Origin of the sequence: Streptomyces sp. NTH33 (assembly GCF_003236365.1) — a bacterium.
In the GTDB taxonomy this organism is placed as follows: domain Bacteria; phylum Actinomycetota; class Actinomycetes; order Streptomycetales; family Streptomycetaceae; genus Streptomyces.
This window is the reverse complement of sequence record NZ_POTZ01000189.1, coordinates 1-12,525: the sequence shown is the minus strand read 5'-3', so window position 1 is coordinate 12,525 and position 12,525 is coordinate 1. Positions and strand designations below refer to the sequence as shown.

Here is a 12,525-nt window from a genome sequence, read left to right as displayed (position 1 = left end):
GAGTGGGGCCGTGCATGGGTGTCCTCCGGCGCGGGATCGGCGTACGGGGCGGAAGGTACCGGCGGTCGGGCTCGGAAACGAGCGCTGGTGCGTAAAGATGCCGCACTCCGGCGGCTCTCGGCCCGAAACCTCGACAGAAGGTGTCGGGTATCGGCGCGAGACTCACCGCATGGCAACGAACTGGGCGGCTTTCGCCGCGGCGGAACCCGATCTGGCCACGACCGTCGAGCAGCGCTTCGGGGCGTTCACGCACCACGTCCTGGCGACCCTGCGCAAGGACGGCTCCCCCCGCACCACCGGCCTGGAGGTGCGCTTCCTGCACGGCGAGCTGTGGCTCGGCATGATGCCGGGCTCGCTCAAGGCGCTCGACCTGCGCCGGGACGCGAGGTTCGCGCTGCAGGCGAATCCGGGGCCGGGCACCGCGATGGCCGGCGGCGACGTACGGGTCGCCGGGCGGGCGGTCGAGGTGGAGGACCCCGGGGTGAAGGGGGCGTACGCGGAAGAGGTGGAACCGCCGCAGCCGTTCCACCTCTTCCGCACCGAGTTGACGGAGGTCGTGAGGACCTGCGTGGAGGACGACACGTATCTGGTCGTCCAGGTCTGGAGGCCCGGAGAGCCGGTGCGCACTCTCAGGCGGACCTGAGCCCCTCAAAAGAGCTCCTGGGCCCGAGCCCCTCAGAAGAAGGGGCTCACTCCCACTCGATCGTCCCCGGCGGCTTCGAGGTCACGTCGAGCACGACCCGGTTGACGTCCCGGACCTCGTTGGTGATCCGGGTGGAGATCTTCGCGAGCACGTCGTACGGCAGACGCGACCAGTCGGCGGTCATCGCGTCCTCGGAGGAGACCGGGCGCAGCACGACCGGGTGGCCGTAGGTGCGGCCGTCGCCCTGGACGCCGACGGACCGTACGTCCGCGAGCAGCACCACGGGGCACTGCCAGATGTCCCGGTCCAGGCCGGCCGCCGTCAGCTCCTCGCGGGCGATGGCGTCGGCCTCGCGCAGCAGGTCCAGGCGCTCCTTGGTGACCTCGCCGACGATCCGGATGCCGAGGCCGGGGCCCGGGAACGGCTGGCGGTGGACGATCTCCTCCGGCAGGCCGAGCTCCTGGCCGACCATGCGGACCTCGTCCTTGAACAGCTGGCGCAGCGGTTCGATCAGCTTGAACTCGAGGTCCTCGGGCAGGCCGCCGACGTTGTGGTGCGACTTGATGTTGGCGGTGCCGGTGCCGCCGCCGGACTCGACCACGTCCGGGTAGAGCGTGCCCTGGACCAGGAACTCCACCGCCGGACCCTCGTCCGCGACGATCTCCGCCTGGGCCTGCTCGAAGACCCGGATGAACTCGCGGCCGATGATCTTCCGCTTCTCCTCGGGGTCGGTGACCCCCTTGAGCGCGGCGAGGAAGCGCTCCTCGGCGTCGACGACCTTCAGCTGGACGCCGGTCGCGGCCACGAAGTCCTTCTCGACCTGCTCGGTCTCGCCCTTGCGCATCAGGCCGTGGTCGACGTACACGCAGGTCAGCTGGGAGCCGATGGCCTTCTGGACGAGGGCGGCGGCGACCGCGGAGTCCACGCCGCCGGACAGGCCGCAGATCGCCCGCCTGTCGCCGACCAGCTCGCGGATCGCGGCGACCTGCTCGTCGATCACGTTGCCCGTGGTCCAGTTCGGCTTGAGGCCCGCGCCGCGGTACAGGAAGTGCTCCAGCACCTGCTGGCCGTGCGTGGAGTGCATGACCTCGGGGTGGTACTGGACGCCGTAGAGCTTCTTCTCGTCGTTCTCGAACGCGGCGACCGGGACGACGTCCGTGGAGGCCGTGACGGAGAAGCCCTCGGGGGCGGCGGAGCAGGCGTCGCCGTGCGACATCCACACGTCCTGCTCGGCCGGGGTGCCCTCGAAGAGGGTGGAGGAGGGCCTGGAGACGGCCAGGGCGGTACGGCCGTACTCGCGGGCGCCGGTGTTGTCCACGGTTCCGCCGAGGGCCTGGGCCATCAGCTGGAAGCCGTAGCACATGCCGAAGACGGGGACGCCGACCTCGAAGATCTCGCGGTCGAGACGGGGAGCGCCCTCTTCGTACACCGAGGAGGGGCCGCCGGAGAGGATGATCGCCGCCGGGTTCCTGGCGAGCATGTCCTTCACCGGCATGGTGCTCGGCACGATCTCGCTGTAGACCCGGGCCTCGCGGACGCGACGGGCGATGAGCTGGGCGTACTGCGCGCCGAAGTCGACGACCAGGACGGTGTCGGGGGTGGCGGCAGCGGGGGTCGCTGATGACACGGGGTGCCTTCCGGCGGTTGGGCGGGTGGCTTGTGGTTGTCGATTCTACCGAGGTGGCCGTGAGCCGGGTCCCGTCCCCGAGGGGCTCCACCTGTGCCACGCGCCACCCGACCCGGCGGGACGAAAGGTGCCGTGGCATACTGGACCCATGCTCGCGCACTCGACCTTCCTCTTTACCTATGGCACCCGGCCCGCCGGCTGCCATGGTCGTGCTGCTTGAGCCAACGCCAAGCGACTTCCCAGGCGCCCCGGGCCGACAAGGCCCGGGGCGCCTGACGTTTCTCCGGTCCTTGCCGTTCCGGGGCACCGCACCCACCCAGTGAGGAGCCCCCGAGATGACTGCCACCGCAACGGAGACGCAGACACCAGCAGCTACCGCTGCGGGCGATGCCCGCACCGACGAGGCCGCGAACGTGATCGCCGGCGCACGGGAGCGCATCGACGCGCTCGACGACCGGATCATCGGCCTGATCCAGGAACGCATGGCCGTCTCCGCCGTCATCCAGGAGGCCCGGATCGCCTCCGGCGGCCGGCGCGTGAACCTCTCCCGCGAGATGGAGATCCTCGGCCACTACAGGGAGGCCCTGGGCAAGCCGGGCACGACCCTGGCGATGACCCTGCTGGAGCTGTGCCGCGGCAGGGTCTGAAGCGGCGGGATGTGAGCCCGGCCCGGGCTCTCCCGTCCGGGTCCCGCCCGCGTCCCACCCGTACGGCACGTGACCGCCGCGCACGCAGCCTCGTTGCTCTCGGTGTCCGTGCCGGCCAGGGGCGGGCCCGGAAGAACCACGGTGACTCTCCGGAGCGATGAGGTGTGCGGATCGTGCCGTGTGCCGTGGGATCTCGCTCCGGGGAAGTGACCGGACGGCAGGGGACAGCAGTCCGGTCACCCGGATGACGGTCGGCTCCGGGGACGCCCGGGGCCGGCCGGCGGGCCGGTCCGCCCCACGGGTCCGCCGGGCGTGACTCACGCCACATAAAAATTCTGTCAGGGACGGTGCAACCTTTCACCAGCCTCCTCGGTCACACCAGCAGAACAAGGCCACAACCCGCGGCCCCACACGCGGAGGCCTCTCCGATGTCCGTGCTGCGTCGCCGCAGTACGCACCGACTTACCGAGGTCTGCATGAAACTTCGCCGTGCCATGGCAGCCGCCGCCGCGACGGCCGTGATCGCCCCCCTGGCGCTGCTGTCGGCTCCGGCCGCGTTCGCCGCGTCCGAGAACCCCTCGCAGAACTCCAGCACCAGCACCGAAAAGACAGGCGAGGACAACGAGACCGACGCCCCCAGCGACGGCCCGTCGACCCCTGGCGAGGACAACGAGACCGACGCCCCCAGCGACGACCCGTCGACCCCTGGCGAGGACAACGAGACCGACGCCCCCAGCGACGGCCCGTCGACCCCTGGCGAGGACAACGAGACCGACGCCCCCAGCGACGGCCCGTCGACCCCTGGCGAGGACAACGAGACCGACGCCCCCAGCGACGACCCGTCGACCCCTGGCGAGGAGGAGACCAAGTCGCCCTCCGACGAGGAGGACTCCTTGTTCTGCGAGGACACCAAGGTCGACGTCAACATCAAGGGCCTGCCGGGCAAGATCGCCGCGGGCAGCGGCTGGCACAAGTTCACGATGAACGTGGCCAACAACTCCGATTCGACCCTCAACGACCTCATCTACTACGCCGGGGCCTCGCCCGACAAGTACGGTGAGGACCTGTTCAAGGCCAAGCACGTCAACCTGCAGGCATGGAACCCGGACGACAATGTCTGGGAGGACCTCAACGACGGCGGCTACGCGGAGGGCTTCGTCGGTTACACCGACGAGCTCAAGCCCGACTACGAGGTCAACATCCCGCTGCGCATCAACGTGCAGGCCAACGCTCCGGTTGGCGCCGGCTTCTCGCTCGGCCTCACCGTCTACCCCGACAGCGACGGCGACAACGAGTGCATCGGCGTCGGTTTCGCGTCGTACAAGTTCCAGATCGTCGCCGCCGGCACGAACACCGGTGGCACCAAGCCGCAGGAAGGCGGCAAGGCTCCGATCACCGACACCAAGCCGGACAGCACCACGCCGAAGGTCGAGGGCAGCCTGGCCAACACCGGTTCCAGCTCCGCCCTGCCGATGATCGGTCTCATCGGCGGTGCCGCCGTCGTCGCCGGTGCGGGTTCGATCGTGCTCGTGCGCCGTCGCAAGGCGGGCGCGATCGCGTAACGCGCCACGTGGCTCGCAGGGCTCTGCGCGACGTGTCGTAGAGCCCTGCGCAGGAAGAGCCCCGCGCAAGAAGAGAAGAGAAGGACCTGCGTCAGGAGGGGGACGCAGGTCCTTCTCTTTTCTTTCTCTTTCTCTTCCTCCTGGTCACTTCTTCGGCGGCACCGTCGGCATCCCCAGGAACGGCAGCCGCAGCGCGCCGAAGGCGTCCGCCGGGACCGCCGGGTGCCGGGGTTCCACCGGCTTCAGACGCTCGTACGCCGCTCCCTGCGGCGGGCGCGGGTCGGTCTCGCCCTTGTTGGGCCAGTACGACATCGCCCGCTCGGCCTGGGCGGTGATGGTCAGCGACGGGTTCACGCCCAGGTTCGCCGAGACCGCCGCGCCGTCCACGACCGAGATGCCGGGGTGGCCGTGGAGGCGGTGGTACGGGTCGATGACGCCCGTCTCGCGGGAGGCGCCGATCGGGCAGCCACCGAGGAAGTGGGCGGTGAGCGGGGTGCCCATCAGCTCGCCCACGTTGGAGCCGGCGAATCCGTTGATCTCGGCGGCGAGCGCGGTGGCGCCCTCCGTGGCGGCCCTGATCTGCTGGGGGTTGGGCGAGCCGTGGCCCTGGCGGGCGGTGAGCAGGCCCTTGCCGACGCCGTCCGGTTTCAGGTACGTCGTCAGGGAGTTGTCCAGGGACTGCATGACCAGGCCGATGATCGTGCGCTCCGACCAGCGGCGGTTCGACAACGAGCGCAGGACGAGCACCGGATGGCGTGCCGCGTTGCGCAGCCAGGCCGCGACCCTGGACGAGCCCTCGGCGTACGGGACCTGCAGGATCGACAGGCCGCCCATCGCGTTGGACCCCTTGCCGTAGCGGACCGGCTCGATGTGGGTGTTCTCGTCGGGGTGGATGGAGGACGTAATGGCGACCCCGCGCGTGAAGTCCGCCTTCGGCTTCCCGGTCGCCTTCCGGTAGCGCCGGTCGTCGGTCTGGGCGCCCACCAGCGCCTCGGAGTTGGTGCGGGTCAGCTCGCCCAGCCGGGGCGAGAGGTACGGCAGCCGGCCGCTCGCCTTCATGCGGTGCAGCAGCGTCTGGGTGCCGTAGGTGCCGGCCGCCAGGACCACCCTGCGTGCCGTGAAGAGGCGGCCCGCGCCCTTCTTCCTGCGGTCCGTCGGGAGTGTGGCGACCGCGTAGCCGCCCCGCGAGTCGTCCGTGACCGACACGACCGTCGTCATGGGGTGGACCACCGCGCCCGCCTTCTCGGCGAGGTGGAGGTAGTTCTCGTTCAACGTGTTCTTCGCGCCGTGCCGGCAGCCGGTCATGCACTCGCCGCACTCGGTGCAGGCGTTGCGGTCGGGGCCCGCCCCGCCGAAGTAGGGGTCCGCGACCCGCTCCCCCGGCTTCGCCCTCGCCTTGCCGTCGGCGTCCTCGCCGTCGCCGAAGAACACCCCGACCGGCGCCATGTGGAAGGTGTCGCCGACGCCCATCCGCTGCGCCGCCGCCTTCAGGTGGACGTCGGAGGGGGTCATGGTCGGGTTGAGCCGCACGCCGAGCATGCGCCGGGCCTGGTCGTAGTACGGCTTCAGCTCGTCCCGCCAGTCGGTGATGTCCCGCCACTGGGGGTCGTCGAAGAAGGCCTTCGGCGGTACGTAGAGGGTGTTGGCGTAGTTGAGGGAGCCGCCGCCGACCCCGGCGCCGGCCAGCACCATGACGTTGCCGAGCAGGTGGATGCGCTGGATGCCGTACATGCCGAGCTTCGGGGCCCACAGGTAGTTCTTCAGGTCCCAGGAGTTCCTCGGCAGACTCTCGCGGGTGAAGCGGCGGCCGGCTTCCAGCACGCCCACCCGGTAGCCCTTCTCCGTCAGGCGGAGCGCGCTGACGGAGCCGCCGAAGCCGGAGCCCACGACGATGACGTCGTAGTCGTAGCCGTCTTGAGTCACGTGCTCTCCTCGTCGGGAACGGGGTGCGGTCTAGCGGAAGCGGAACGCCTTCATCAGCCTCAGGCTGCGGCTCATGAACGCCGCGTACTTCTCGTCGTCCATGCCGAACGACGGGGCCATGGGCAGCAGCCGCTGGTGGGCGAGGGTCTGGGCCTCGGTGTACTTGAGGATGCCCTCGGAGCCGTGCCGGCGACCGAGGCCGGAGTCCTTCATGCCGCCCATCGGCGACTGGACGCTGCCGTAGGCGGGGGCGTAGCCCTCGTTGATGTTCACCGTGCCGGTGCGCAGCCGGGCGGCGACCTCGCGGCCGCGGCGGGCGTCCTTCGTCCAGACCGACGCGTTCAGGCCGTACGGCGTGGAGTTGGCGCGCTCGACGGCCTCGTCGTCGGTCGTGAAGCGGTAGACGGAGACGACCGGGCCGAAGGTCTCCTCGGTGCACACGGACATGGGGGCCTCGACGCCGTCGAGGATGGTCGGCTCGTAGAAGTAGGGGCCGATGTCCGGGCGGGCGACGCCGCCCGCGACCACCTTGGCGCCCTTGGCGACGGCCTCCTCCACGTGCCGCGCGACGGTCTGGAGTTGCCGCTCGCCGACCAGTGATCCCATGTCGGCGCCGTACGCCAGCGACGTGCCGAGCCGCATCGCCCGGGTACGGGCGGCGAAGCGCTCGAGGAAGACGTCCGCGACCGCCTCGTGGACGTACAGCCGTTCGATGGAGATGCACAGTTGGCCGGCGGAGGAGAAGCAGGCGCGGACCGCTCCCGCCGCCGCCTTCTCGATGTCGGCGTCGTCCAGGACCAGCATGGCGTTCTTGCCGCCGAGTTCGAGGGAGACGCCGACCAGGCGGGCGGCGGCGCCCTGGGCGACCTCGCGGCCGGTGCGGGTGGAGCCGGTGAAGGAGACGTAGTCGGCGTGCTGGACGACCTCGGGGCCGACGACCGGGCCGTCGCCGATGACGACCTGGAACACCTCGGCGGGCAGCCCGGCCTCGATCAGCAGGTCACGGGCCCACAGGGCGGTCAGGCAGGTCTCCGTGTCCGGCTTCATGACCACCGCGTTGCCCGCGACGAAGGCGGGGAGCGCGTCGCCGACCGACAGCTCCAGGGGGTAGTTCCAGGGGGCGATCTGGCCGACGACGCCGCGCGGGTGGCGCAGTTCGGTGACCTTCGTCAGGGCCGGAATGGCGCCGGTGTGCCGCTTGGGCCTCAGGTACGCGGCGGCGCGGCGGCCGTAGTGCCGGGCGGCGACGGCGACGGCCTGCACCTCCTCGTGCGCGTGCAGGCGGGCCTTGCCTGTCTCCAGCTGGATCAGGTCCAGGACCTCGGCCTGGCGTTCCAGGACCAGGTCGTGGAAGCGGAGCAGGACGGCCGCGCGCCGCCGTACGGGGACCTGCGCCCAGACGGCCTGCGCGGCGCGGGCCCGCTCGAAGGCGAGGGCGACGTCCTCGGGGGTGGACTCGGGCAGGTCGGCGAGTTTCTCCCCGGTGAACGGCGTGTGGTTGGCGGTCCGGCCGGATCCGACGACGCCCTGGGTGAGCCGGGCGACCAGCTCGGGCGTCACCACGTCGGCGGCGGTGCGGGCCCCCGCGGGGGCGGGGGCCGGGGGATTCGTGCCGGTCTTCACCGGGGCCTGGGCGTCCGTCATGAGGCGCAGGGTATGCCGCACCGGCGGCTTTGTGTACCCGTCAGTAATGACGATTCACCGAGCGCTCGCAGGCCGCCAGTGATCGCTGGCAGCAAAGGCCCTGATCAGGGCGTTGTCACGGTCGGTCGATGTCCAGGTTGGCGATGGCGGTCTTCGCCACCTCGCGGCCGCGTTCGGTGAAGTCGCCCTTGCCGGGGTAGCGGACGGTGAGCTTGTACATGTCGCCCGCGGTGGTCTTGTAGTAGAAGATCCGCAGCTCGGTCGGCCTCGGGTGCGTGCTGTCGTCGGTGGTGTAGACGACCGTGTTCTCGGCGGCCTTCTCGCCGCGGTACGTCGTATCCCTGGGGTGGGTCTTCGGGTTCTTCGGCATGTCGAGGTCGTAACTGCCGGACTCCTTGTAGGAGCCGTTGTCGTCGTACATCTGGGCGGCCGCGGAGTCCTTGATGTCCCGTTCGGACTCCTCGGACTTCTTCAGCAGGCGCAGATTGACCGTGATGCCGCCGCTCCAGTCGCTGTAACTGACCCAGCGCTTCCTGGTGGTGCTGTTCGGGTCCGGCACCTCGCGCTGGTAGTCCTTCGGCACGGCGATCGTCGCGGCGACGTCCTTCTCGTGGTGGGTCGCCCAGCCCTCGGGCAGCGGGCCCGCGAAGGGGCGCGCGATCAGGAGGTACGCCGTCACCGCCACCGCGACGGCCGCGGCGCCGAGCCCGAGCCACGCCCTGCGGCCGAGCGCCGGGGAAGGCCTTTTGCCCTCGGCGTACTCGGCGTACCGCACCACCTGCGTGGGCGCCGGCGCGGGCGGCGCGGCCGCCGCCTCCAACAGGGCGCGCACCCGGGCGGCGTCCGGCCGGTGGGCCGGGTCCTTGTGCAGCAGGCCGTTGATGACCTCGGCGAGCGGGCCCTGCGCGGCGGCCGGCGGCGCGGGCGTGGCGTTGAGGACCGACTGGAGGGTGGCCGGGGTGTTGCTGCGGCGGAACGGGGAGACGCCCTCCGTGGCCGCGTACAGCACCACACCGAGCGACCACAGGTCGGAGGCCGGGCCGGGCCGTTGCCCCAGCACCCGCTCCGGCGCGATGTACTCGGGGGAGCCGACGAAGCCGCCGGTGTCGGTCAGGTTGGTCTCGCCCTCGATCTGGGCGATGCCGAAGTCGGTGAGGACGATCCGGTCGTGCCGGCCGAGCAGGATGTTGTCCGGCTTGACGTCCCGGTGCAGGATGCCGGCCGCGTGTGCGGCCTCGAGCGCGCCGAGCACCGCGAGGCCCGTCCGGGCCGCCTCGCGGGCGTCCAACGTGCCCTCCTGCAGGACGGCGCCGAGCGAGCGGCCCTGCACGAGCTCCATCACGATCCACGGCTGCCCGTCGACGACGGCCACGTCGTGGACGTTGACGACCGCGGGGTGGTCGAGCCGGGCGGCGGCGCGGGCCTCGCGGCGCATCCGCTCGAAGGCGTTGGCACGCTCCCGTTCGGGAAGGTGGTCGGGGATGCGGGGCTCCTTGACGGCGACCTCGCGGTCCACCGTCTCGTCCTTGGCCCGCCACACGGTCCCCATGCCGCCGTGGCCGAGCTTGGCGAGCAGCCGGTAGCGCCCGCCGATCAGCCGTCCGGCGCCGGGGTCCTGCGGCTGCGCCGGGGCGGGAACCTGCGGCTGCGCCAGGGCGGGGCCCTGCGGCTGTCCGCCGTCGCCGCTCTGTGCGGGCACGGCGTACGGGTTGTGCGGGTGGGGCACCCCCGCCTGCGGGTTCGGCGGTTGCAAGGCGAAAGTCGTCGGCTCGTCGGACCCGTGGTGGGCAGCCCCGTGGTTGCTCATGGGTCCATCCATATCGTGCCCCGCGCCGCCGCCTCCACCAGGGGTGCCATCCGGTCACAGACCCGTGACCTAAGCAGCCTTGGTGACGTCCGGTGCGATACCGCGCCCCGCGAGGGGCGCGGGGAACTGCTGGTGTGCGGCTCCTCCCCCAAGCTCTTGACGAGCGGGGGACCCCCCTCGTGCGCGCGACCGACCCCCACCGGCCCGCAGGTCCATCACCGTGCTTCCAGCGGAGCGCTCAGCCGGGACGGAAGGTGTCCACCGCGACGTCGAAGTGCTCCTTGGCCTCGCGCTCCCTGCCGGCCGGCGCCGACACCCATACGTCGTACATCCGCCCGTCCTGCTCCCAGCACAGGTCGTAGGTGTGCCGCGGGCCCTCCGCCGCGCTGAAGCCGCTCCAGGTGAACTCCCAGAGGGCGGCCGGGTGTCCGTGATGCGTGGTGGCGGTGACCCGGCCGTCGTGGTAGCCGGGGTTGTTGACCGGTCCGGCGGCGTCCGCGCGGCGCATCACCGCGAGCGGGCCGCCGGCCCCCGGACCGGCGACCTTGATGCCGAGGCGGAAGGTCTCCCCCGGCGACCTGTAGAAGACGCGCTCGCCCTGCGGCTTGCGGGTGAAGCCGTCCGGTACGGCGACGGTGAAGCCGGCCGGGTCCCGGACCAGGTGGTGACCCGAGGGCACGGTGGGGCCGTCGGCGGCGGGCGGGGCGGGCCGGGTGACGGTGACCGTGGAAACGGGGATGGCCGGCGAGGCGGCCGACGGCGGCGGCGTGGACGTCCGGGACGCGGTGCCCGCCGACGTGCTCACCGAGGTCCGCGGCGCCGAAGACGTCGGCGTACCGCCGCCGTTGCCGCCTCCACGCATCAGCAGTGCCGCCGCCGAGACACCTGCCCCGGCCATCGCGGCGACCAGCAGCGCCGCGACCAGCGCACTCCGGGCGGGGTACCGGCCGGGGTCCTGGGACGCGGTGCCGGCCGTCGGCGGAGTCGCGGGCGCCGGCCGGGGCACACCCGGCGATACGGGCACGTCCCGCCACGTCGGCGTGTAACGGGCCGGTGGCGCCGGCGTACGGCCCGACTCCAGGAAGGCCCGCAGCATCCGCTCGGCCTCGTCTGCCGCCGGCCGCCGGTCCGGGTCGCGCTCCAGCAGCCCTCGTACGACGGGCAGGAGCGGTGCGGCCTGCTCAGGCGGCCGGATCTCGTCGAAGACGACCGCGTGCAGGATGCCGCCCAACGAGTCGCGCCAGAAAGGCGATTCACCGCTGAGCGCGGTGCACAGCAGCGCGCCGAGCGACCACAGGTCGGACTCCGGGCCGGTCCTGGCTCCGGACATCCGCTCCGGCGCGGTGTACTCCGGCGAGCCGACGAAGGACCCGGTCTCGGTGAGTGTGGTGGCGCCGTCCACCTGGGCGATGCCGAAGTCGGTGAGGACGATCCGGCCGGTGGCGGACTCCACCAGGACGTTCGCGGGCTTGATGTCCCGGTGCAGGACACCGGCGGCGTGGGCCGTGCGCAGCGCGCTCAGCAGGGCGATGCCGATCCGGGCGCCCTCGGCGGCGTCCACCGGGCCGCGCGCGGCGATCCGGTCGGCGAGCGAGCCCCCGTCGATCAACTCCATGACGATGTAAGGGCGTTCGTCCTGCTCGACGATGTCGTACACGACGACGATGTGCGGATGCCGCAACTGCGCGACGGCGCGTGCCTCGCGTACCGTGCGCTCCCGCCGCACCGCGGCCTCCTCGGCGGACAGCGTTTCGTCGAACGGGAGTTCCTTGACCGCGACCTCCCGTCCGAGCAGTTGGTCGGTCGCCCGCCAGACGACGCCCATGCCCCCGCGTCCCAGCCGCGCCTGAAGGCGGTAACGGCCCGCGATGACACGGAAGTTGTCCCCCTCGGTCCCCATGCGCCCCATCATGCCGCACAGGACAGCGGCACCCCGGGGCGCCGACCGGCCAAGGATCGGGCTCCGCCGCGTCAGCTCCCGTCCGGCTGCCAGCTCTGCAGCACGGCCCTGAACTGCTTCTCGGTGGTCGCCCAGTCCTCCTCGGGCGAGGACATGTAGACCGCGTACTCGACACCCTCGCGGGAGAAGTACGTCTCCTCGATGGCGTGCCGCGGGCCGGGGTACGGCGTGTCCTTGGCCAGGGCCGTCCAGGTGTATTCCCACAGGGAGCCCGGACGGTCGCGGTAGGTGTTGGCCTTCAGGGTCACCCGCTGGTAGTCCACCAGCCGCTGGAGCTGCTGCTCCAGGTCGAGCTGGTGGGCGTGCGCGCTGGGGAAGTCCGGCGAGTCGTCGACGGCGACGCGGATGAAGTGCTTGCCGTTGTCGGGCGTGTAGTCGACCTGCCCGGTGGCCTCGTCGAACTCCTGCCGCTTCCAGCTCGCGTCGGGCACGGCGATGCTGAAGCCGTAGGGGTCGCTCTTGCGCACCCAGCCGGCCGGGAGGTCGCCGGTGGTGTCGGTGTCCGCGGCCTGCGTGGGGTCCGGCGGGGACGACTGGGAGGCGTTGTTGCCCTGGTGCCGGCCCTGGTCCCACTTCAGCAGGGCGGCCGCGGTGCCGCCGCCGACGAGCGCGGCGAGGGCCACGACGAGGACGAGGGTGCGCAGACGGCGCCTGGGCGGGGCGGCGATGACGTGCACGCCGGCCTCCGGTTCGGGCGCGGACCGCACCAGTG

The 12,525-nt window shown here is 71.7% G+C and carries 8 protein-coding genes and 1 pseudogene; 3 read left to right on the top strand and 6 right to left on the bottom strand.

What is annotated here, in order from left to right:
* The first annotated feature begins 169 nt into the window (after nucleotides 1-169).
* Nucleotides 170-643 (top strand): pyridoxamine 5'-phosphate oxidase family protein, encoded by a 474-nt coding sequence (locus C1I97_RS19005; protein WP_111004414.1) that lies wholly within the window; start codon nucleotides 170-172, stop codon nucleotides 641-643.
* A 46-nt stretch (nucleotides 644-689) separates the two neighbouring features.
* Here C1I97_RS19005 and guaA read toward each other — a convergent pair whose 3' ends face one another.
* Nucleotides 690-2,270, bottom strand: a complete 1,581-nt coding sequence (gene guaA / locus C1I97_RS19000) for a glutamine-hydrolyzing GMP synthase (protein ID WP_111004413.1) — start codon at nucleotides 2,268-2,270, stop codon at nucleotides 690-692.
* 335 nt (nucleotides 2,271-2,605) lie between these two features.
* Here guaA and C1I97_RS18995 point away from each other — a divergent pair, with 335 nt between their 5' ends.
* Together C1I97_RS18995 and C1I97_RS18990 are read left to right on the top strand one after the other, a co-directional pair.
* Nucleotides 2,606-2,917, top strand: coding sequence for a chorismate mutase (locus tag C1I97_RS18995; protein WP_111004412.1), 312 nt, complete (start codon nucleotides 2,606-2,608; stop codon nucleotides 2,915-2,917).
* A 476-nt stretch (nucleotides 2,918-3,393) separates the two neighbouring features.
* A complete protein-coding gene (locus C1I97_RS18990) occupies nucleotides 3,394-4,479 on the top strand; it encodes an LPXTG cell wall anchor domain-containing protein (protein ID WP_111004411.1) in 1,086 nt (361 codons plus the stop codon).
* A gap of 144 nt (nucleotides 4,480-4,623) precedes the next feature.
* Here C1I97_RS18990 and C1I97_RS18985 read toward each other — a convergent pair whose 3' ends face one another.
* From C1I97_RS18985 to C1I97_RS18965, 5 genes and pseudogenes are all read right to left on the bottom strand, one after another.
* Nucleotides 4,624-6,402 (bottom strand): GMC family oxidoreductase N-terminal domain-containing protein, encoded by a 1,779-nt coding sequence (locus C1I97_RS18985; protein WP_111004410.1) that lies wholly within the window; start codon nucleotides 6,400-6,402, stop codon nucleotides 4,624-4,626.
* Between the two features lie 30 nt (nucleotides 6,403-6,432).
* Nucleotides 6,433-8,046: a succinic semialdehyde dehydrogenase gene (locus C1I97_RS18980; protein WP_111004409.1), complete on the bottom strand. Its 1,614-nt coding sequence runs from the start codon at nucleotides 8,044-8,046 to the stop codon at nucleotides 6,433-6,435.
* Nucleotides 8,047-8,161: 115 nt separating this feature from the next.
* Entirely contained in the window at nucleotides 8,162-9,853 is a 1,692-nt protein-coding gene (locus C1I97_RS18975) for a serine/threonine-protein kinase (protein ID WP_111004408.1), read from the bottom strand.
* A gap of 238 nt (nucleotides 9,854-10,091) precedes the next feature.
* Complete coding sequence (locus C1I97_RS18970) at nucleotides 10,092-11,753, bottom strand: serine/threonine-protein kinase (RefSeq protein ID WP_111004407.1); 1,662 nt, start codon at nucleotides 11,751-11,753, stop codon at nucleotides 10,092-10,094.
* 71 nt (nucleotides 11,754-11,824) lie between these two features.
* Nucleotides 11,825-12,525 (bottom strand): annotated as a pseudogene (locus C1I97_RS18965) (serine/threonine protein kinase); the annotation flags it as partial.